We start from the raw sequence: 19,946 nt of genomic DNA, 5'->3' as shown, positions 1-19,946 counted from the left end.
CCTCGCGTCCCAGCGCACAGGTGCGCTCCGGAGGGCGTCGCAAACGAAAACGCCCCGGCATGACCGGGGCGTTTCGTGTCTACAGGACCGCTGGGCTCAGCGCTTGTCGAGCGCCGTGTAATCGCGCACGTCGGCGCCGGTATAGATCTGGCGCGGACGACCGATGCGCGAACCGGGGGTTTCGTGCTGCTCGATCCAGTGCGAGATCCAGCCGGCGGTGCGGGCGATCGCGAACATCACGGTGAACATCTCGGTCGGGATGCCCAGCGCCTTGTAGATGATGCCCGAGTAGAAATCGACGTTCGGGTACAGCTTGCGCTCGACGAAGTACTCGTCCTTCAGCGCCGCCTCTTCCAGCTTCATCGCCACGTCGAGCAGCGGGTCGTTGACGCCCAGCTCGTTAAGCACCTTGTGGCACATCTCGCGGATGATCTTGGCGCGCGGATCGAAGTTCTTGTAGACGCGATGGCCGAAGCCCATCAGGCGGAAATTGTCGTTCTTGTCCTTGGCGCGCTTGATCGCGGTGTCCACGCGATCGGGCGTGCCGATCTCCTGCAGCATCTGAAGCACCGCCTCGTTGGCGCCGCCGTGCGCCGGACCCCACAACGCGGTGATGCCTGCGGCGATCGACGCATAAGGGTTCGCGCCGGTCGAACCGACCAGGCGGACGGTCGAGGTGGAGGCGTTCTGCTCGTGGTCGGCGTGCAGGATGAACAACAGGTCCAGCGCCTTGGCGGCCACCGGGTTCAACTGCAGCGGCTCGCTCGGCACCTCGAACATCATGTGCAGGAAGCGCTCGACGTACTCGAGGTTGTTGCGCGGATAGCGGAACGGCCAGCCGATCGAGTAGCGGTAGCACGCCGCTGCGATGGTGGGCATCTTGGCGATCAGGCGGATCGCCGCGAGCTTGCGGTCGGCCGGATCATCGACGTTGAGGTCGTCGTGGTAGAAGGCCGACAGCGAAGCGACCGAAGCGGCCAACATGGCCATCGGGTGCGCGTCGTGGTGGAAGCCCTGGAAGAAGTTCTTCAGCGACTCGTGCATCATCGTGTGATGCGTGATCTGGTGCTCGAAGGACGCGAACTCGTCCTTCTTGGGCAGTTCGCCGTTGAGCAGCAGGTAGGCCACTTCCAGGAAGGTGGACTTCTCGGCCAGCTGCTCGATCGGGTAGCCGCGATACAGCAGCACGCCCTTGTCGCCGTCGATGTAGGTGATCGCGCTCTTGGTGCTGGCCGTCGAACCGAAGCCCGGGTCGTAGGTGAAGTGGCCGGTGTCCTTGTACAGCGTACCCAGGTCGATGCACGAGGGGCCCAGCGTGCCGCTCAGCAGGGGCAGCTCGGCGCTGCGGTTGCTCGATTCATCGACGAGCTTGACGACCTTGGAATCGGACACGGGAACCTCCTTCTCGAAAGACGTACCGGGGGGCATCCGCGGTGGGCGCCGCCCGGCAAGGGAATGGCATCGCGCTGGGGAAAGCGACCGATGCAACCGACGCATTATCGCACATCGGCCGCCCAACATCCGCCCGCGGATGGCCCGCAGGGACACGCAAAAGGACACGGGGCGAGCCGCTGGCCCGCCCCGTGTCCTGGAATGTCAGACCCGCCACTGCCGCGGCGGCGGGCGTGAAGCGACCTTCGCTTACTTCTGGCCGTAGCGACGGCGGAACTTGTCCACGCGGCCGCCCACGTCGAGGGTCTTCTGCTTGCCGGTATAGAACGGATGCGAATGGCTGGAGATATCCACCTTGACCAGCGGGTACTCGTTGCCGTCCTGCCACTTGACGGTTTCCTTGGTGGCGATCGTCGAGCGCGTCAGGAACGCGAAGTCGGACGACAGGTCCTGGAACACCACCGGGCGGTAGTTGGGATGGATATCAGGCTTCATGGCAGGCTCAAAGCGGCGGGTGAAAAGAGCGGCATTGTAGCCGGCGGGTGACGACGGGGTCAACTCAACAGGGGAACGGGCGCCGCCGGTGCCCTCTTCCCCGACTCCGCCGGGGGAGAGGGCTGAGGGAAGGGAAAGACCGTTCCGTTCTTGCCTTTGCCTAGCTGGGTCAGCCGGCGCCGAGCGCGCCACGCACCATCGCCGCGAAACGGTCCTGATCCAGCTCCAGCACCACGTTGGCGTTGGCCGGGCGGCCCAGCCGGCCCGCCCAGTCCACCACGGTGGCGCCGCGGGTCAAGCGGCCGTCGAGTTCGACCGCGACTGCGCGCCGCTCGCTGCGCACCACCACCGCCGGATCGATCGCCACCGCCATGGCCAGCGCATCAGCGGCAATGATCCCGCGACGGCCGCGCTCGCGGTTGGTCTTGCGCGCGACCTGGCAAATGCTTCCATAGAAGGCCGCGCGCTTGTCGCCGGCGGCGAGCCAGCCGTCGAACGTGTCTTCGTCGAAGGCATGGCGCAGGGTCAGCTCCCAGTCGACCAGATCGAAATCTTCGAACGCCTCGAACACCACATGCGCGGCCTCGGGATCGAAACCGATGTTGAACTCGGCCGGCACGCGCCCGGTGTTGCCCTGCCCGGTCACCGCACCGCCCATCACCACCAGGCGCCTGACCCGCTGCGGCAGGGTCGGATCCAGCCGCAGCGCCAGCGCCACGTTGGTCAGCGGCGCCAGCGCCACCAGGGTCAGCTCGCCGGGCCGCTCGCGGGTCAGGCGCAGCAGCGCCAGCGCAGCCGCCTCGTCCGCCGCGATCGTTCCCGGTTGCGGGAAACCCACGTCGCCGAAGCCGTCGCGGCCATGCACGAAGGCCGCGTCCTCCTCGGGCAGGCGCACCAGTGGCGTGGCGCAGCCAGGAAACACCGGCGTGCCCGCGCCGAGCAGATCCACCAGCACGCGCGCGTTGTGCACCGTGTGCTCCAGGCCGACGTTGCCCGCCGCGATGGACAGGCCGGCGACGTCCGCGTGCGCATGGGCCATCAGGATGGCAAGCGCGTCATCCACGCCGGGGTCGGTATCGATCAGGAGCTGGGGTCGGGTCATTGCGTCGTGCGCCGGTAAAAACGACTAGCTTACGACCGCCAGCGGTCGAAGAAACAACAACGCGAGCCTCGATGCGTAACGCTCAGGCGTGCGCGTAGCGCGCGGCGGCACCGATCCAGCGTTCGATCAGCCGCTCGGCATCGCGCGGATGCTGGCGCAACATGGCCTCGCCGACCTGCTGGACCGCTGGCAGCAGAGGCGCATCGCGCGCCAGGTCCGCGATGCGGAAGGCGAGCTGGCCGGTCTGGCGGGTGCCGAGCACCTCGCCGGGGCCGCGCAACTGAAGGTCCTTCTCGGCGATGCGGAAGCCGTCGCAGGTTTCGCGCATGACGTTGAGGCGCTCGCGCGCGAGCTGGCCCAGCGGCGGCTGGTAGAGCAGGACGCAATTGGAGGCGACCGCGCCACGCCCCACACGCCCGCGCAACTGGTGCAACTGGGCCAGACCCAGTCGCTCGCTGTTCTCGATCACCATCAGGCTGGCGTTGGGCACGTCCACACCCACCTCGATCACCGTCGTGGCCACCAGCACGGAAAGCTCGCCCGCCTTGAAGGCGTCCATCACGGCCTGCTTCTCCTTCGGCTTCATGCGCCCGTGGATCAGCCCGACCGAACAACCCTCTAGTACCGCGGCGAGCTCCGCGTGCGCCACCTCGGCCGCCTGTGCACGCAGCTGTTCCGACTCCTCGATCAGCGTGCACACCCAGTAGGCCTGGCGGCCTTCGGCGCAGGCGGCGTGGATGCGCTCGATCACCTCGACCCGGCGCGCGTTGGACACGGCGACTGTCTGCACTGGCGTGCGCCCGGGCGGCAGCTCGTCGATGGAGGAGACGTCCAGGTCCGCGTACGCGCTCATCGCGAGCGTGCGCGGGATCGGCGTGGCGGTGAGCACCAGCTGGTGCGGCACCAGGTCGCCTTCCAGGCCCTTGTCGCGCAGCGCCAGCCGCTGCTGCACGCCGAAGCGGTGTTGCTCGTCGACGATGACCAGGCCCAGCCGCGCGAACACCACGCCTTCCTGCATCAGGGCATGCGTACCGATCACCACGGGCGCGCCGCCGGTGACGCGCGCAAGCGCCTGCGCACGCGCCTTGCCCTGCTGCTTGCCGGCGAGCCATTCGACATGGATGCCCAGCGGCTCCAGCCAGTGGCGGAAATTGCGCAGGTGCTGCTCGGCCAGCAGCTCGGTGGGCGCCATCAACGCCACCTGCCAGCCGGCTTCCACCGCGGCCAGCGCCGCCAGTGCGGCGACCGCCGTCTTGCCACTGCCGACATCGCCCTGCACGAGGCGCAGCATCGGCTTGGCGCACGCGATGTCGGCAAGCACGTCGCGCGTGACCCGCTGCTGCGCGCCAGTGAGCTGGAACGGCAGGCCGCCGACGAAGCGGCCGCGCAGTTCGCCGTTGCCGTCCAGCGCCGGCGCACGCCGGCGACGCACGGCCGCGCGCATGCGCTTGAGGCTCAGGTGCTGGGTCAGCAGCTCCTCGAAGGCGAGCCGCTGCTGCGCGGGATGACGGCCGTTGGTCAGGTCGGCCACCGGCGCGTCCGGCGGCGGGCGGTGCACATAGAGGAGCGCCTCGCGCAGGGAGGTCAGTCCGTGAGCCAGGCACAGCGGCGGGGGAATGAGCTCCAGCGCCGCATCCGGCGGCAGCAGCGCGAGCGCCTTGTCGATCACGCCGGCCAACCGCTTCTGGCCCAGGCCCTCGGTGGTCGGATAGATCGGGCTCAGGCGCTCGTCGATCGCCACGGCCTGCTCCTCGCCCACCCGTTGGTACTGCGGGTGCACCATCTCCAGGCCCTGCGCACCGTGGCGCACCTCGCCATAGCAGAGCAGCCTGACGCCGGGCTTGAGCTGGTCGGCCTGCGCGCGATGGAAATGGAAGAAGCGCAGCAACAGCGTCTGCCGCGAGTCGTCGCCGATGGCGACCTTCAGCTGTGGCCGGTAGCGGAAGCCGCGCTCGACCGCTTCGACCGCGCCCAGCACCTGCGCCCGCTCGCCAGGCTTGAGGTCACCGATGGTGGTGATGCGGGTCTTGTCCTCGTAGCGCAGCGGCAGGTGGAACCACAGATCCTGCACGCGCTCCAGCCCGATCTTCGCGAGCGCGGCGGCGAGTGCCGGACCGACGCCCGGCAACGTGCCGACCGGCGAAAGGCCAGGGTCGGCAACGGGTGGCGCGGCGATGCTGGCGCTTCGGGCGGGCATGAATGGCTAGCCTAGCCCAGCGTCACTGCGGGATGCAGCAGGGCGATGTGGGCAGATGCCGCACCGGGCGGTCAGGCCGCGGCGCGGCAAGGCCATGCGGTCAGTCGAGCACCATGATCGCGTCGACTTCCACCTGCGCGCCCTTGGGCAGCCCCGAAACCTCGATCGTGGAGCGGGCCGGGTACGGCTGCTGGAAGTAGTCCGCCATCACCGCATTGACCGCCGTGAAGTTGGCCAGGTCGGTGACGTAGATGCCCACGCGCACGAACTGCGAGAGCGAGCCGCCGGCCGCCTTGGCCACGGCGGTGAGGTTCTCGAACACGCGGCGGGTCTGCGTGCTGATGTCGCCCTCGACCAGGTTGCCGGTCGCCGGGTCCAGCGGGATCTGGCCGGAGAAGTACACCGTGTTGCCGGCGCGCACGGCCTGCGAGTAGGGGCCGATGGCGGCGGGGGCCTGGTCGGTGGAGACGATGCTGCGGGACATGGCGTGGCCTCGTGTGGGGAAAAGCCAAGTCTAAGGGAGCGGCCCCTTGGCACGCAGGGTGGGCTTCAGCCCACCGGCCACCCGCGCGGAACGTCCGATGGGCTGAAGCCCACCCTGCGCGTCACAACGGATAGCGGTAGGCGCCGCTCACCACGCCCGTACGCCGCACGCGACGGATCACGTCCGCCAGGTGCTTGCGATTCTTCACTTCCATCGCGAACAACAGGGTGGCCGCGGCCGCATCGCGCTCGACGTATTCGACGTTCTCGATGTTCGAATCGGCCGCGGCGATGGCGGCGGCGACGGTGGCCAGGACGCCCGGACGGTTGATGACTTCGATGCGCAGTTCCGCGCGATAGTCGCCCTGTACGTCGCGGTCCCATTCGATGCCCACGCAGCGCGCGGGCGATTTGCGGAACTCGGCCACGTTGGGGCATTCCACGCGATGCACCACGATGCCCTTGCCGGAGGAGAGATAGCCGATGATCTCGTCGCCCGGAAGCGGGTGGCAGCAATTGCCGAAGCTGAGCACGCCCCGCTCGGCACCGGTGATGCGGATGTTCTCGTGGGTGTGCGGCGCCTCGGTCGGGCGGTCGCCGCCACGCAGCGCCACCAGGTGATGCGCGACCTGGTCCGGCATACGGTTGCCCAGCGCGATGTCGGCCAGCAGTTCCTCGAGCCGGCGCAGCTTGGCCTCCTCCAGGAAGCGCTCGAGCACCTTGGCGGGAATCGCGTCGATGTTGGTTCCCAGCGCATCCAGCGCGCGATCGAGCATGCGGTGACCGAAGTCGACCGCATCCTCGTGCTGCAGGTGTTTGAGGTACTGGCGGATCGCGGTGCGCGCCTTGCCGGTGACGACGAACTCAAGCCAGGCCGGATTGGGCACGGCCGAGGGCGCGGTGATGATCTCCACCAATTGGCCCGATTCCAGCCGCGTGCGCAGTGGCAACAGCTTCTTGTCCACGCGCGCGGCCACCGCGTGGTCGCCCACGTCGGTATGCACCGCGTAAGCGAAATCGAGCGCGGTGGAGTTGCGCGGCAGCGCCAGGATGTCGCCGCGCGGAGTGAACAGGTAGACCTCGTCCGGAAAGAGGTCGATCTTGACGTTCTCGATGAACTCGGCCGACGAGGGCGTATGCGCCTGGCTGTCGGCCAGCGCGGACAACCACTCGCGCGCACGCGCCTGCGCGCTGTTGGCCGGACCGGAATCGGTCTTGTAGGCCCAGTGCGCCGCCACGCCGCGTTCGGCGACCGAATCCATTTCGGCGGTGCGCACCTGAACTTCGATCGGCGCACCGAACGGCCCCAGCAGCACCGTGTGCAGCGATTGGTAGCCGTTGGCCTTGGGAATCGCGATGAAATCCTTGAAGCGCCGGTCCACCGGGCTGTAGAGCGAATGCACCGCACCCAGCGCCATGTAGCAGCTCATCGCGGTGTCGACCACCACGCGAAAGCCGTACACGTCCATCAGCTGGGCGAAGCTCTTGTGCTCGTTGCGCATCTTCGAATAGATGCTCCACGGCGACTTGATCCGCCCCACGACCTTGGCCGGCAGATGCTCGGCAGCCAGCCGGGCGGCAAGCGCGTGCTCGATCTTGCTCATCACCTCGCGGCGGTTGCCCAGCGCGGCGCGGATGCGTTCGCTGATAACGCGGTAGCGGTCCGGATAGAGCGCGCGGAAACCTAGATCCTGCAGCTCCGCCTTGAACTTGTTCATGCCCAATCGCTGGGCGATCGGCGCGTAGATCTCCAGCGTTTCGCGGGCAATGCGCCGGCGCGCGGGTGCTTCCTTGGCACCGAGCGTGCGCATGTTGTGCAGGCGATCGGCCAGCTTGATCAGGATCACGCGAATGTCGCGCGCCATCGCCAGCAGCATCTTGCGGAAGCTCTCCGCATCGGCTTCCTGCCGGTTGGAGAAACGCATCTTGTCCAGCTTGGTGACGCCATCGACCAGATCGGCCACGGCGTCGCCAAACTCGGCCGTGATGTCCTCGCGGCTGAGCTCGGTGTCTTCCAGCGTGTCGTGCAGAATCGCCGAGATGATCGTCTCGGCGTCCAGGCCCAGCTCGGCCAGGATGCCGGCGACGGCGACCGGATGGGTGATGTATGGCTCGCCGCTCTTGCGCGCCTGCCCCCGATGCGCGTGCGCGCCCACCTCGTAGGCGCGCAGCACGCGCGCCACCTGGGCTTCCGGGAGATAGGCCACGCGCTCCTTGAGCGCCAGCACGTAGGGGGGCAGCACGGACGGGTCCACGGCATCGGAGGGCGTGGTCGCCGTCATGGGTTCGCGATCCCCGTTCAGACGGTGCTTCCGAGCGGGTTATGGCCGGGCATGGCAAGGATGCCGGCGGGGCCGGCAGGGCGACTGCGCACGCGGCAGCCGCCGGCAGGCATCAGTCGTCGCCGCCCTTGGACAGGTCGTCGTTGTCGACTTCGGCCGCGGCCCATTCCAGCGCCTCGCGCTCGGCACGCTCGCGCTCGGCGCGATCGATCTCGTCGATGGTCGCCTGGTCGATGCGGCGGTCGGCGATCTCGCGCAGGGCAAGCACCGTCGGCTTGTCGTTGTCCGGGTGGACCGCCGGCTCGGCACCCTTCTCCAGCTGGCGGGCGCGCTTGGTCGCCATCAGCACCAGCTCGAAGCGGTTATCGACCACCTCGAGGCAATCTTCCACGGTAATGCGGGCCATAAATCCTCAGGCACAAAGGCAACTTAGAGAAGGGCAAGTGTAGCGGAGCGGCGGCTTGGCTGGCAATGCGGCATGCGCGTATCATGCGCGGTTCGATCGCCGGCGAACGGCGCCGATCCGCCTGACTGCAAAAATATAGAACCAGGCGGTACACTTTTGCGGTACCCGTTAGCGGATCTCTTCAGCCGATGCTTTCCCTGCCCCGATTCTCCCCCAGCCGCCTGCTGCCGCTGGCTGCCCTGGCCTTGCTGGCCGGTTGCACCATTGCCAAGCCGCGCACGGACGATCCGTTGGAGAAGTTCAATCGCAAGGTCTACTCGTTCAACAACGCGGTGGACAAGGCGGTGATCCGCCCGGTGGCCGTGGGTTATCGCAAGATCACCAACCCGCCGGTACGCCGCTCGGTCAGCGACTTCTTCACCAACATCCGCATGCCGATCACGGTCGCCAACGACCTGCTGCAGGCGCGGCCGAAGCAGGCCTTGCAGAGCACCGGGCGCTTCCTGGTCAACCTCACGCTGGGCCTGGGTGGTTTCTTCGACCCCGCCAGCCAGCTCGGCATTCCGCTGGAAGACAACGATTTCGGCGTGACCCTGGCGCGCTGGGGCGTGCCCGATGGCGAGTATCTCGTGCTGCCGCTGATCGGCCCGACCACCGTGCGCGACGTGTGGCGCATGCCGGTGGACAGCTACTTCTTCGACCCGTTGTCGATCTACGCGCGCAACCACGACTACAAGTACGGCCAGCAGTATCTGCCGCAGATGATGTACCTGGTGACCCTGCGCTCGCGGGGCATCGATGCGGAGAGTTTCCTGGAGTCGGCCTACGATCCGTACGTGTTCATGCGCGACGCCTATCGCCAGCGGCGCCTGTACCAGATCTACGACGGCAATCCGCCGGCCGAGGTCATCCAGCAGATGCAAGGTCTGAACGACGACAACTTCGATCCCGAGCAGCTGCTGGACGAGCAGCACCAGTGGGAAAACAAGCATTCGGACGACGGCCGGAAACAGCCATAGGGCGGGCTTGGACTCACCGGGCAGGGTGGCTCAAGCCCACCCTGCGAAAAAGGGGCCCCGCGGCCCCTTTTCCTTATCCGTGCATCGCCTGTTTCAGCCGACCAGGTCGTCCACCTCACAGACCTGCGCCAGCGCGCGCATGCCCTCGGGCATGTTCTCCACGGTCAGCGAGCGCCCCCGCTGGCGCACCTCGGCCTGCGCCGCCAGCACGCAGGCGAGACCGGCGCTGTCGCTGCGTTCCACGCCGGCAAGATCAAGGCGCACCACGGCTCCATCCGCCAGCGCCCTGCCGATCGCTTCCAGCGCTGCAGCGGCGGTGTCGAAGCTCAGCACGCCGCTGACGCCGAGCGTACCCGGCGTCCCGCGGTGCAGATCGAAAGCCGCCGCGCTCACGAGGCCTTGCCGTCCTTGTCCATCGACTCGAGCGCCTTCTCGCCCTGGTTCTCCAGGTTGGCGATCAGCTTCTCGATGCCGACCTTGCGGATCTCCGCGTCGACCTGGTTGCGGTAGTTGGTGACATAGGAGATGCCTTCGATAATGACGTCGTAGGCCTTCCAGTCGCCTTCCTTGCTCTTGCGGAAGGCGTAGTCGACCGAGAGCTTCTTGCCGTCGTCCAGCACCACCTGGGTGCGCACCACGGTGCGCTTGTCGTTGAGGTCGCCGCTGAACGGCAGCACCTGCACGGCGCCCTTGGTGTAGTTGAGCAGGCCCTCGGCGTAGCGGTGGGTGATCGAGTTGTAGAACGCCTTGGCGAAGCGCTCGCGCTGCTCGGGCGTGGCCTCACGCGCGTGGCGGCCAAGCACCAGGATCGAGGCGTAGTCGATATCGAAGTGCGGCAGGAAGACGTCGTCGATCACCGAGATCAACTTCTCCTTGTCGTTCTTCAGCTCATCGCGATGACCGGCAATGGTGGTATCGAGCTGGTGGGCGATCTCCTGCACCACCTGCTCAGGGGTCTGCAGGGACGCCGGCGCCTGCGCGGCCGCATCCTGGGCCAGCACGGGCGAGACGGCCACGGTACCGAACGCGATGGCCATGGCGAAAGCCAGAGTGCGCAACATGGGGAAACTCCTTATGGGATGCCGGCTCATGGCTTGCCGGCGGGGGATTCGTTGGCGGCGTCCTTCTTTTCGGACGGGGAGCCGTTGACCAGGAACTTGCCGATCAGGTCTTCCAGCTGCATCGCCGACTGGGTCAGCACCATCTCGTCGCCGTTCTTCAGGAACTCCGGCGAGCCGCCGGGCTGGATCGCAACGTACTGGGTGCCGATCAAACCGCTGGTGAACACCGCGGCGGCCGAATCGTCGGGAATCTGGTCGTACTTTTTGTCGATCGACAGCTCCACTTCGGCATCCAGCTTGACCGGGTCGGCATGCACGGCCGCCACGCTGCCGATCGCCACGCCGGCCATCTTCACCGGCGCGCCGACCGAGAGCGCACCGACATTACTGAAGCGCGCCTTCACCGTGTAGCTGCCGCCCAGGTTGTCGGCCACGCCGCCGGCGCCGAAGAACTTGCCGAGCATTTCCTCCAGTTGCTGCGCGGGCTTGGTGCGCGCCAGCGTGCCGCCGTCGGCCAGGTCCTTTTTCGAGCTGCCGTACTGGATGCCCACGTACTGGTCGCCGAGCAGGCCGCTGGTGAAGATCGTGGCGACCGAGTCGTCCGGGATATGGCTGTAGTCCTGGTCGATCGACAGGGTCACGTCGGCCACTTCCTGCTTCGGATCGAGCACGATCGAGCTCACCTGGCCCACGCGCACACCCGCGATCTTCACCGGCGCGCGCTCCTTGAGCTGGCCGATGTTGGCGAAGCGGGCCTGGACGCTGTAGCTCGCACCCTGGTGGGTGTTGGCGACCGAGGTGGTCTGCGTCGCCAGGTACGCCAGCGCGGCAAAGCCGAGCACGATGAACAGGCCGGTGCCCACGGCGTAGGAATTTCTCTGGCTCACAGCTCAGGTCCTCAGGGGAATCACATCAAAAACGCAGTCAGCACGAAGTCCAGCGCGAGGATCGCGATGGACGAGGCGACCACGGTACGGGTGGTGGCGTAGGCCACGCCTTCGCTGGTCGGCGGCGTGGTGTAGCCCTGGTAGACGGCGATCAGGGAGACCACCGCGCCGAAAGCCAGGCTCTTGACCAGGATGCCGTTGACCACGTCTTTCCAGACATCGACGGTGGCGGTCATGTTCGACCAGAAGGTGCCGTTGTCGATGCCCAGCCAGGTCACCCCGACCAGATGGCCGCCGAAAATGCCCAGCGCGCAGAACACCGCGCACAGCAGCGGCATCGCGATCAGACCGGCCAGATAACGCGGCACGGCGACGTAGGCGATCGGGTCGACCGCCATCATTTCCATCGCGGCCAGCTGGTCGGTGGCGCGCATCAGGCCGATCTCGGCGGTGATCGAGGTGCCGGCGCGACCGGCGAACAACAGCGCGGTGACTACCGGGCCGAGCTCGCGGTAGATCGCAATGGCCACCACCGTACCGCTGGCCGCGGTGCCGCCGAAGATCGACAGCACGTAGTACAGCTGCAACCCCAGCACCATGCCGACGAACAGGCCGCAGACCATGATGATCGTGAGGCTCATCGCGCCGACGAACCACAACTGGCGCACCGTCTCGCGCACGTAGCGCAGGCTGCGCGGCACCGCCGCCAGCAGGGTCAGCCCGAACAGCCCGGCCTCGCCGATCTGCGCCAGCGCATTGAGGATGACGTTGCGTTGCGTCTGGGCGCTCATGCCTTGGTTCCTGCCAGGCCGAGCGCCTGGGCGTAATCGCCGGCCGGGTACTGGAACGGCACCGGGCCGTCGATGTCTCCGCCGAAGAACTGCCGCGTCCATGGCGAGCCGTCCTCGGCGATCGTTTTCGGATCGCCCTGCGCGACCACCTTGCCGTTGGCGATCAGATAGACCAGATCGGCCACCTGCTTGATCGCGTCCAGCTCGTGCGCCACCAGTACGCTGGTGATGCCGAGCGTCTCGTTGAGCGTGCGGATCAGCTTGAGCACCTGGCTCAGCGCGATCGGATCGAGGCCGACGAATGGTTCGTCGTAGAGGATCAGCATCGGGTCGAACACGATCGCCCGCGCCAGTGCCACCCGCCGTGCCATGCCGCCGGAGAGCTCCGCCGGCATCAGCCCCGCCGCACCACGCAGACCCACCGCCTGCAGCTTGGTCAGCACGATGTTGCGGATCAGCACTTCGGGCAGCTTCGTGTGCTGGCGCAGCGGGAAGGCCACGTTCTCGAACACGTCGAAATCGGTCAGCAGGGCCGAGTTCTGGAACAGGTAGCCGATCTTCTCGCGCAGCCCGAACAGCTTCTCACGCGAGAGCGCCGGCACGTTCTGGCCGTCGACGATTACCTGTCCCGCGTCGCCGCGCATCTGTCCGGTGATGTGCTTGAGCAGCGTGGTCTTGCCGGTGCCGCTGGGGCCCATGATGGCCGTCACCTTGCCGCGCGGGATGTCCATGTCCAGCGCATCGAAGATGGTCTTGCCGTTGAGCACCGTAGTCAGGCCACGGATGCGCACCAGCGGTTCGGAGGGGGCGGCGGGGGCGGTCATAAGCGGATAAAGGTAGCCGAGCGGCGAAGGCAGGCCAAGCTGCAGCCTTTGCTCCCTCTCCGATCCGGGTGAGGGGCGGGGCTCGCGGGAAAAGTGAGCGTGGCGCCTATGGATCCCGTACCCCCCAAACCCTCCCCCTCTCTCCCGGAAGGAGAGGGGCGCTTCGGGTCAGGCAAGCAGCTCGGCGATCAGCGCCTCGTGCCGCTTCCACTGCAACTCGCCGCGATGCCGCACCGCCCGCACGATCGCCTGCAGGTCGCCCAGCGCCTCGTCGAAGCCGTCGTTGACCACGATGTAGTCGAACTCGTGCGCGTGGGCAATCTCCTCGCGCGAGTTGTGCAGGCGCCGCTCGATCACTTCCGGCGCATCCGAGCCCCGCCCGCGCAGGCGCCGCTCGAGCTCGGCGCGCGAGGGCGGCAGGATGAACACGCTGACGCAATCGGGTTTGGCACGGCGGATCTGCGCAGCGCCCTGCCAGTCGATCTCCAGCAGCACGTCGCGACCCTGATCGAGCAGGTCCTGCACCGTCGCGACCGAGGTCCCGTAGAAATTGCCGTGCACCTCGGCGTGCTCGAGAAACGTGCCGGCGGCGATCTGTCGCTCGAACTCCGTGCGCTCGACGAAGTAGTAATGGCGCCCGTACTCCTCGCCCACCCGCGGCGGTCGCGTGGTATGCGAGATGGACAGCGAGATGGTCGGCTCGCGTTCCAGCAGCGCATTGACCAGCGTGGACTTGCCGGCCCCCGAGGGCGCGGCAACGATGAACAGAGTTCCCGGCTGCGTGGCGCTCATTCGATGTTCTGCACCTGCTCGCGCATCTGCTCGATCAACACCTTCAATTCCACCGCGGCGTTGGTCGAGCGCGCGTCGACCGATTTGGAGCCGAGCGTGTTGGCTTCGCGGTTGAACTCCTGCATGAGGAAGTCCAGCCGCCGGCCGACCGGCTCCTTCAGGCCCAGCACGCGGCGGGTCTCGGCGACATGGGTCGCCAGGCGATCGAGCTCCTCGTCGACGTCGCTGCGGGTGACCTGCAGCACCAGTTCCTGCTCCAGGCGACCGGGGTCGGCCGGCTGCTTGAGGTCGGCCAGTCGCGCTTCCAGGCGTGCGCGCAGGGCGGTGCGGATCTCCGGCATCCACTGACGCACCTGGCCCACGATCTTTTCGATCGCATCGAGCTTGTCGCGCAGGATCGCCTCCAACTGGGCGCCCTCGCGCTCGCGGGTGGCGCTGAGCGCGTCCAGCGCGCGGTCGAGCACCTCGAACAGGGCCGCCTGCTGGGCGTCGGAATCCACTTCGGACTGGCGCAGGACGCCGGGGAAGCGCAACAGCTCGGTCAGTTGCACCTGCATGCCGGGAAAGCGCCCCGCCAGTTCGCGGTTCAGGTTGGCCAGGCGGCCAAGCGTCACCTCGTCCACTTCCAGCGACTCGCCGCGCGCCTCGGCCCCGCGCAGGCGCACGGTGAGATCCACCTTGCCGCGCGACAGCCGTGCCGCCACGCGCTCGCGCAGCGCCGACTCGAAGCTGCGCAGTTCCTCGGGCAGGCGTGGGCTGAGTTCCAGATAACGGTGGTTGACGGTGCGCAGCTCGCAGCTGAGCGAGCCGGCAGGGCCGGAGGTTTCGGCGCTGGCGTAGGCCGTCATGCTGCGGATCATGCGTCGAGCCCTTGCGTTCGGGAGAAAGCGGCAATGGTAAACTCTCGCGTCCCGCCTTGCCCAACCCGAGATCCCGCCATGACCCGTCCGAGCGGCCGCGCCAGCGACCAGCTTCGCCCGGTGACGCTGCAGCGTCACTACACCCGTCACGCCGAGGGCTCGGTGCTGGTGAGCTTCGGCGACACCCGCGTGCTGTGCACCGCCAGCATCGAGGACCGCGTGCCACCGTGGCTGCGCGGCAAGGGCGAGGGCTGGGTCACCGCCGAGTACGGCATGCTGCCGCGCGCCACCGGCACGCGCACCCAGCGCGAGGCCGCGCGCGGCATGCAGGGCGGGCGCACGCTGGAGATCCAGCGCCTGATCGGCCGCAGCCTGCGCGCCTGCGTCAACCGCCAAGCCTTGGGCGAGCGCGTGATCACGCTCGACTGCGACGTGATCCAGGCCGATGGCGGCACCCGCACTGCGGCCATAACCGGCGCCTACGTGGCGCTGGTCGACGCGGTCAACTTCCTCATGAAACGCGAGAACCTCAAGCGCAACCCGATCATCGGCGCGGTCGCCGCCGTGTCGGTCGGCGTCTATCAAGGCGTGCCGGTGCTCGACCTCGATTACGCCGAGGACTCCGCCTGCGATACCGACATGAACGTCGTGATGAACGACGGCGGCGGTTTCATCGAGGTGCAGGGCACGGCCGAGGGCCACGCATTCCGCCGCGACGAGATGGACGCGATGCTGGCGCTGGCCGAGAAGGGCATCGCCGAACTGGTCACCGCGCAGCGCGCCGCGCTGGCGGAAGGCTGATCCATGCGTCGTCTGGTGCTGGCCAGCGGCAACCGCGGCAAGCTCGCCGAGTTCGAGCACCTGCTCGCCGGCAGCGGCTTCGAGGTCGTCACCCAGGGCAGCCTGGGCGTGCTCGACATCGAGGAGACCGGCACCACCTTCGTCGAGAACGCGTTGCTGAAGGCGCGCCATGCCGCGCGCATCACCCGCCTGCCGGCGCTGGCCGACGACTCGGGCCTGTGCGTGGAGCACCTGGATGGCGCCCCGGGGCTGTACTCGGCCCGCTACGCCGGCAGCCATGGCGACGCCGCCGCCAACCGCGCCAAGCTGCTGCACGCGCTCGAAGGCGTACCGGCCGAATGCCGCGGCGCTTTCTTCATTTGCGTGCTGGTGCTGCTGCGCCACGCCGACGACCCGGCCCCGCTGATCGCGGAGGGCCGCTGGCACGGCCGCGTGCTGGAGGCGGAGCGCGGAGACCTTGGCTTTGGCTATGACCCGTTGTTCCTTCCGGACGGACAGACGCTGTCCGCCGCGGAACTCGACCCCGCGTTCAAGAACCGCCTGAGCCACCGTGGCCAGGCGCTGGCGAAGCTGCACGCCCGGCTGGGCGCCGGGCACTAGCCATGCCGTTGATCGCGCCGCCGCTGGCGCTGTACGTGCACATGCCCTGGTGCGTGAAGAAGTGCCCGTACTGCGACTTCAACTCGCACGGGGTGCGCGGCGAGCCGCCGCCGTACGCGGCCTATGTCGACACCCTTCTGGCGGACCTGGATGCGGACCTGGCCGATTTCGGCGCTGCCGGCGAAGGCCGGTCGATCGTCAGCGTCTTCTTCGGCGGCGGCACGCCCAGCCTGTTCGCACCCGAGCACATTGCCCGCTTCCTGGACGGCGCCCGCGCGCGGCTGCCGTTCGTGGACGACTGCGAAATCACGCTCGAGACCAATCCCGGCACGGTCGAACACGGCCGCTTCGACGGCTACCTGGCGGCCGGGGTGAACCGGCTCTCCTTCGGCATCCAGAGCTTCGACGACGACAAGCTCAAGCGCCTGGGCCGCATCCATTCGGCGGCCGAGGCCGAGGCGGCGGTGAAGTCAGCGCAAGACGCGGGCTATGCCAACCTCAACCTGGATCTGATGTACGCGCTGCCGCAGCAGTCGCTCGAAGGTGCGCTGGCCGACGTCGAGCGCGCACTCGCACTCGCACCGACCCACGTTTCCCACTACCAGCTCACGCTCGAACCCAACACCGCCTTTGCCGCCAGCCCGCCGCCACTGCCCGACGACGATGCGGCCTGGGCCATGCAGGAAGCCTGCGAGGCGCGTCTGGCCGAGGCCGGCTATGGCCAGTACGAGGTGTCCGCCTATGCTCGGCCCGGCCGGCGTTGCCGGCACAACCTCAACTACTGGGAATTCGGCGACTACCTCGGCATCGGCGCAGGCGCGCACGGCAAACTCACCGATGCGGCAGCCGGCACGGTGCGGCGGCGCTGGAAGAGCCGCCACCCGCGCACTTACCTGGAGGCGGCCGGCGGCCCCGCACGCATCGGCGGGGACGGCCCGGTCGAGCCGGCCGAACTGCCGTTCGAGTACATGCTCAACGCCCTGCGTCTCTACCAGGGCGTGCCGCTGGACGCGTTCGCCCAGCGGACCGGGCTTTCCCTGGACCGCATCGCTCCCGCCCTGGACCAGGCCCGCGCCCGCGGCTGGCTGCAGGACGCACCGGGACGGCTGCAACCCTCCGTGCTCGGCCAGCGCTTCCTCAACGACCTGATCGAGCTGTTCCTGGCCTGATCGGCGTGAAATCCGGCCTATGGCGGACCGGAATCCAGGCGCTTACACTGGCCGACGTCAAAAATCCGAGAACTGCGTCATGGATGTCGAGCAAAGGCAGCACCCCGCGGCCCTGCCCGGATTGGACGGCCCGGCCACCCAGCAGCACCTGCCCGCGCGTGTTCAACGCCTGGTGACCGAACTGCGCGGGTTGTGCAACACACGCCTGGAGCCGACCCTGGGCGAAGCGCTCGACGCCCTCGACGACGCCCTTTACCAAATGGCCGAGCGCTCGCGCGGCCATCTCGAACAGCAACGCTGCTTCGACAGCCGGGCGATGATCCGCTGCCACCGCGCCGCCTTCCTGCGGCAGGTCGCCGAGCACCTCGCCGGCAGCTTCGCGCGCCTGGGCGAAGTGTGCGGCAGCGCCGACCCCCTGGCCCCCGTGGCCTCATTGAGCCTGCTCGGCCGCGACGAACACGAACTCAACGCCGCGCTGGAGCAATTGACCTCCCGCGGCGAGGCCCACACCGGCCCGGTGCTGGCCGAACTTTCCTACCGCATGGCCGTGCTGGTCGGCGCACCGCCGCTGGAAGGCGAAGCGTTGCCCGCCTCCCCGCAAAGCCTGTCGGCCGCGGTGCGCCAGGCCATTCCGGCACTGGACCTGCCGGCGGACCATCAGGTGCTGGTGGTGCAGGCGCTGGAGCGCAAGTTGGCGCCCATGCTCCCCGCGCTCTACGAAGCGGCCAACGCGCACCTGCTGGCCGGCGGCATCCTGCCCCACCTGCGCGCCTTCGCTGGCGCACGACCGGCCAACGCGCCACCGGCGCCGCCGTCGATGAAGGCTCCGACGCCCGCGAACGAGCCGGCCAGGCCGGCACCGGCCGCCAGCCACGAGCCGATCGCCGTGTTGGAGAACCTGCGCGACCTGCTGTCGCGCCAGCGCGCCGGTGAAGCACGCGTGGTCACCGGCCACGCCGCCAGCGCCGCCAGCGCCGCCGAGCTGGAGGTCGCCCTCGGCGCCCTCCAGCAGCACCTGGTACAGGTCACCGACCGCGCCAGCCGCGAACTGCGCAGCGCTCAACGCCTGCGCGAGGAGTTGCTGACCCATCTCAATGCGGGCAAACCCGCCGGTGCCGCCCGCACGGGTTTGAGCCCCGAGCAGGACGACACGGTGGAGCTGGTCGCGCGGTTGTTCGAACAGCTTGGCCAGCAGCTGCACCCCGGCCCCGGCGCGTCCGCACTGCTCGGCGACCTGCAGGTGCCGATCTTGCGCGTGGCGATGAGCGACCGTGACTTCTTCGAACAGGCCGAGCATCCGGCCCGCCACCTGCTCGGCACCCTGGCCGAGGCGACCAACGACTGGGGCGACGGCAAGGACATCGACCCGGACCTGGCCACACAGCTCAGCCGGCTGGTCGCCCGCGCGCAGCGCGAAGCGCCCAGCGCCGGCCTGTACACCAGCCTGCTGGCGGACATCCGCCACCACCTGGCCCAGCTCAGCCGCAAGGCGCAGGTGACCGAACGGCGCCAGGTCGAGGCCATGCAGGGTCGCGAGCGCCTGCACCAGGCGCGCGAGCGTGCGGCCGAGGTGCTGGCGGCGCGCTTTGCCGAAACCACGCCGCGCGGCCTGCTGCGCGCGCTGCTCGACCGCGCCTGGTCCGACGTGCTGGCGCTCGCCCTGCTGCGTCACGGCGAGGACAGCGAGGCCTTCGCCGAACGGTTGCGGCTGACCGACCAACTGCTCGGCCGCCTGCCGGTGGAAGACCCGCTGCGGCTGCGTCTGGCGGTGGAAGATCACCTGCAGCAGATCGGCATGCAGGCCGAGGAGGCCGAGCAGGTGGCCCAGCGGCTGATCGGCAGCGGCGAACCTTCCAGATCGGCCGAGCCGGTCGGAACGTCGATACCGGCGGCGGCGCCCGCCGTCGCCGACATGCCCGCGCTGGCCGCCTATGCGCTGGCCGCCTATGCGCTGGCCGCCGAGCCGCCCAGCGCGACCGACCTCGCCCTGCGCCTGAAGCAACGCCAGCGCCTGGGCGAGCAGCGCGGCCAGGAAGCGCGCCCGGCCTCTTCGCAGCAGTCCCCCGAACCCCCACTCGGGCCGCTGGAAGCACGCATCCACAACCGCCTGCGGCAGCTTCCGTTCGGCAGCTGGTTCGAGTTCATCGACACGCACACCGGCGCCGTCGAACGGCGCAAGCTGGCCTGGTTCTCGCCGCTGTCGGGCACCACGCTGTTCGTCAACCGGCGCGGCCAGCGGGTGGCCGAGATGAACCTGCGCGAGCTGGCCTCGGCCATCGCCGGCGGCCGGGTACGCGAACAGGTGGCGCCGCGCGATGGCCTGTTCGACCGCGCCTGGCGCGCGCTCACCGGCAGCCTGCAGCGCCCGACCGCCCGCGCATGACCGCCCAGGTCATTTCGTTCGACCAGCGCCGCGCGCCGCGCAAGCGCGCGGCCGCCTCGCCATTGGTCACCGACACCATCAGCGCCCGGCCGCTGGGTCACCTTTGCAACCTGTCGTCCAGTGGTGTCCTGCTGATCGCTCCCGAACGCCCGCGCAGCGAGGCGGTGTTCCAGGCGCGCCTGCCACTGGCCGATGGGCGCGCGGGCGCCCGGGCCATCGAGATCGGCCTGCAGGAGCAGTGGCACCAGGCCGCCAACGCCGGCCAGATGTGGGTCGGATACCGCATCATCGCGATCGCCCCGGAAGACGCGCTGACCCTCGCGCACTGGCTGCAGCGCGCCTGAACCGGCCACCGTGACGTGCCTGCCTCATCGGCATAGACTCGCAGACATCGTGGTAGGG

Annotated in this window: 20 protein-coding genes; 6 read left to right on the top strand and 14 right to left on the bottom strand. The window is 68.5% G+C overall.

The features are described 5' to 3' along the window. Window positions 1-96: 96 nt before the first annotated feature. From ACFWZ3_RS02105 to rpoZ, 7 genes are all read right to left on the bottom strand, one after another. On the bottom strand, window positions 97-1,392 hold the full coding sequence (locus ACFWZ3_RS02105) for a citrate synthase (RefSeq protein WP_439706122.1): 1,296 nt from the start codon (window positions 1,390-1,392) through the stop codon (window positions 97-99). Between the two features lie 249 nt (window positions 1,393-1,641). Next, window positions 1,642-1,887, bottom strand: a complete 246-nt coding sequence (locus ACFWZ3_RS02100) for a type B 50S ribosomal protein L31 (protein WP_209617464.1) — start codon at window positions 1,885-1,887, stop codon at window positions 1,642-1,644. Between the two features lie 169 nt (window positions 1,888-2,056). Beyond that, the gene (locus ACFWZ3_RS02095; protein ID WP_439706121.1) at window positions 2,057-2,989 is read right to left on the bottom strand and encodes a nucleoside hydrolase; all 933 of its coding nucleotides are present in this window, start codon (window positions 2,987-2,989) and stop codon (window positions 2,057-2,059) included. A gap of 82 nt (window positions 2,990-3,071) precedes the next feature. Then, on the bottom strand, window positions 3,072-5,186 hold the full coding sequence (gene recG / locus ACFWZ3_RS02090; protein ID WP_439706120.1) for an ATP-dependent DNA helicase RecG: 2,115 nt from the start codon (window positions 5,184-5,186) through the stop codon (window positions 3,072-3,074). 100 nt (window positions 5,187-5,286) lie between these two features. Further along, window positions 5,287-5,670, bottom strand: coding sequence for a RidA family protein (locus ACFWZ3_RS02085; RefSeq protein ID WP_439706119.1), 384 nt, complete (start codon window positions 5,668-5,670; stop codon window positions 5,287-5,289). A gap of 121 nt (window positions 5,671-5,791) precedes the next feature. After that, entirely contained in the window at window positions 5,792-7,951 is a 2,160-nt protein-coding gene (locus ACFWZ3_RS02080; protein WP_439706118.1) for a RelA/SpoT family protein, read from the bottom strand. Window positions 7,952-8,063: 112 nt separating this feature from the next. Beyond that, window positions 8,064-8,357 carry a DNA-directed RNA polymerase subunit omega gene (gene rpoZ / locus ACFWZ3_RS02075; protein ID WP_209617480.1) on the bottom strand — a complete coding sequence of 98 codons (294 nt, stop codon included), beginning with the start codon at window positions 8,355-8,357 and terminating at the stop codon, window positions 8,064-8,066. Window positions 8,358-8,545: 188 nt separating this feature from the next. Here rpoZ and ACFWZ3_RS02070 point away from each other — a divergent pair, with 188 nt between their 5' ends. Beyond that, entirely contained in the window at window positions 8,546-9,376 is an 831-nt protein-coding gene (locus ACFWZ3_RS02070) for an MlaA family lipoprotein (RefSeq protein ID WP_439706117.1), read from the top strand. Between the two features lie 93 nt (window positions 9,377-9,469). On the opposite strand, the gene ACFWZ3_RS02065 is transcribed toward ACFWZ3_RS02070, so the two are convergent. From ACFWZ3_RS02065 to ACFWZ3_RS02035, 7 genes are all read right to left on the bottom strand, one after another. Next, the gene (locus ACFWZ3_RS02065) at window positions 9,470-9,769 is read right to left on the bottom strand and encodes an STAS domain-containing protein (protein ID WP_439706116.1); all 300 of its coding nucleotides are present in this window, start codon (window positions 9,767-9,769) and stop codon (window positions 9,470-9,472) included. Beyond that, the gene (locus ACFWZ3_RS02060) at window positions 9,766-10,437 is read right to left on the bottom strand and encodes an MlaC/ttg2D family ABC transporter substrate-binding protein (RefSeq protein ID WP_439706115.1); all 672 of its coding nucleotides are present in this window, start codon (window positions 10,435-10,437) and stop codon (window positions 9,766-9,768) included. The genes ACFWZ3_RS02065 and ACFWZ3_RS02060 overlap by 4 nt, the downstream gene beginning before the upstream one ends. A 26-nt stretch (window positions 10,438-10,463) precedes the next feature. Further along, window positions 10,464-11,324, bottom strand: coding sequence for an outer membrane lipid asymmetry maintenance protein MlaD (mlaD, locus tag ACFWZ3_RS02055; protein WP_439706114.1), 861 nt, complete (start codon window positions 11,322-11,324; stop codon window positions 10,464-10,466). 20 nt (window positions 11,325-11,344) lie between these two features. Continuing rightward, the gene (gene mlaE, locus ACFWZ3_RS02050; protein WP_439706113.1) at window positions 11,345-12,115 is read right to left on the bottom strand and encodes a lipid asymmetry maintenance ABC transporter permease subunit MlaE; all 771 of its coding nucleotides are present in this window, start codon (window positions 12,113-12,115) and stop codon (window positions 11,345-11,347) included. Continuing rightward, window positions 12,112-12,939, bottom strand: coding sequence for an ABC transporter ATP-binding protein (locus tag ACFWZ3_RS02045; protein ID WP_439706112.1), 828 nt, complete (start codon window positions 12,937-12,939; stop codon window positions 12,112-12,114). Before ACFWZ3_RS02045 ends, mlaE begins: the two co-directional genes overlap by 4 nt. 168 nt (window positions 12,940-13,107) lie before the next feature. Further along, entirely contained in the window at window positions 13,108-13,731 is a 624-nt protein-coding gene (gene gmk / locus ACFWZ3_RS02040) for a guanylate kinase (protein ID WP_439706111.1), read from the bottom strand. Continuing rightward, window positions 13,728-14,591, bottom strand: a complete 864-nt coding sequence (locus tag ACFWZ3_RS02035) for a YicC/YloC family endoribonuclease (protein WP_439706110.1) — start codon at window positions 14,589-14,591, stop codon at window positions 13,728-13,730. The genes gmk and ACFWZ3_RS02035 overlap by 4 nt, the downstream gene beginning before the upstream one ends. Window positions 14,592-14,669: 78 nt before the next feature. Between ACFWZ3_RS02035 and rph the strand changes: the two genes are divergently transcribed. The 5 genes from rph (at window position 14,670) to ACFWZ3_RS02010 (ending at window position 19,888) form a co-directional block, all read left to right on the top strand. Beyond that, window positions 14,670-15,392, top strand: a complete 723-nt coding sequence (rph, locus tag ACFWZ3_RS02030; protein ID WP_439706109.1) for a ribonuclease PH — start codon at window positions 14,670-14,672, stop codon at window positions 15,390-15,392. Window positions 15,393-15,395: 3 nt separating this feature from the next. Continuing rightward, a complete protein-coding gene (gene rdgB, locus ACFWZ3_RS02025; protein ID WP_439706108.1) occupies window positions 15,396-15,992 on the top strand; it encodes an RdgB/HAM1 family non-canonical purine NTP pyrophosphatase in 597 nt (198 codons plus the stop codon). Window positions 15,993-15,994: 2 nt separating this feature from the next. Next, window positions 15,995-17,161: a radical SAM family heme chaperone HemW gene (gene hemW, locus ACFWZ3_RS02020; protein ID WP_439706107.1), complete on the top strand. Its 1,167-nt coding sequence runs from the start codon at window positions 15,995-15,997 to the stop codon at window positions 17,159-17,161. 79 nt (window positions 17,162-17,240) lie between these two features. After that, on the top strand, window positions 17,241-19,544 hold the full coding sequence (locus ACFWZ3_RS02015) for a DUF1631 family protein (protein WP_439706106.1): 2,304 nt from the start codon (window positions 17,241-17,243) through the stop codon (window positions 19,542-19,544). Then, complete coding sequence (locus tag ACFWZ3_RS02010) at window positions 19,541-19,888, top strand: PilZ domain-containing protein (protein ID WP_439706105.1); 348 nt, start codon at window positions 19,541-19,543, stop codon at window positions 19,886-19,888. Before ACFWZ3_RS02015 ends, ACFWZ3_RS02010 begins: the two co-directional genes overlap by 4 nt. Window positions 19,889-19,946 lie beyond the last annotated feature (58 nt).

Origin of the sequence: Frateuria sp. GZRR35 (genome assembly GCF_051900415.1) — a bacterium.
Lineage (GTDB): Bacteria > Pseudomonadota > Gammaproteobacteria > Xanthomonadales > Rhodanobacteraceae > Frateuria_A.
The sequence above is the reverse complement of the archived record's forward strand: the minus strand, read 5'-3'. Positions and strand labels throughout refer to the sequence as shown.

Coding starts and splice junctions, on each gene's coding strand:
- ACFWZ3_RS02060 (WP_439706115.1), bottom strand. CDS start 10,437: ATGTTGCGCACTCTGGCTTTCGCCATGGCCATCGCGTTCGGTACCGTG.
- gmk (WP_439706111.1), bottom strand. CDS start 13,731: ATGAGCGCCACGCAGCCGGGAACTCTGTTCATCGTTGCCGCGCCCTCG.
- ACFWZ3_RS02010 (WP_439706105.1), top strand. CDS start 19,541: ATGACCGCCCAGGTCATTTCGTTCGACCAGCGCCGCGCGCCGCGCAAG.
- ACFWZ3_RS02015 (WP_439706106.1), top strand. CDS start 17,241: ATGGATGTCGAGCAAAGGCAGCACCCCGCGGCCCTGCCCGGATTGGAC.
- ACFWZ3_RS02070 (WP_439706117.1), top strand. CDS start 8,546: ATGCTTTCCCTGCCCCGATTCTCCCCCAGCCGCCTGCTGCCGCTGGCT.
- ACFWZ3_RS02085 (WP_439706119.1), bottom strand. CDS start 5,670: ATGTCCCGCAGCATCGTCTCCACCGACCAGGCCCCCGCCGCCATCGGC.
- ACFWZ3_RS02095 (WP_439706121.1), bottom strand. CDS start 2,989: ATGACCCGACCCCAGCTCCTGATCGATACCGACCCCGGCGTGGATGAC.
- ACFWZ3_RS02045 (WP_439706112.1), bottom strand. CDS start 12,939: ATGACCGCCCCCGCCGCCCCCTCCGAACCGCTGGTGCGCATCCGTGGC.
- mlaE (WP_439706113.1), bottom strand. CDS start 12,115: ATGAGCGCCCAGACGCAACGCAACGTCATCCTCAATGCGCTGGCGCAG.
- rpoZ (WP_209617480.1), bottom strand. CDS start 8,357: ATGGCCCGCATTACCGTGGAAGATTGCCTCGAGGTGGTCGATAACCGC.
- recG (WP_439706120.1), bottom strand. CDS start 5,186: ATGCCCGCCCGAAGCGCCAGCATCGCCGCGCCACCCGTTGCCGACCCT.
- ACFWZ3_RS02035 (WP_439706110.1), bottom strand. CDS start 14,591: ATGATCCGCAGCATGACGGCCTACGCCAGCGCCGAAACCTCCGGCCCT.
- hemW (WP_439706107.1), top strand. CDS start 15,995: ATGCCGTTGATCGCGCCGCCGCTGGCGCTGTACGTGCACATGCCCTGG.
- ACFWZ3_RS02080 (WP_439706118.1), bottom strand. CDS start 7,951: ATGACGGCGACCACGCCCTCCGATGCCGTGGACCCGTCCGTGCTGCCC.
- ACFWZ3_RS02100 (WP_209617464.1), bottom strand. CDS start 1,887: ATGAAGCCTGATATCCATCCCAACTACCGCCCGGTGGTGTTCCAGGAC.
- rph (WP_439706109.1), top strand. CDS start 14,670: ATGACCCGTCCGAGCGGCCGCGCCAGCGACCAGCTTCGCCCGGTGACG.
- rdgB (WP_439706108.1), top strand. CDS start 15,396: ATGCGTCGTCTGGTGCTGGCCAGCGGCAACCGCGGCAAGCTCGCCGAG.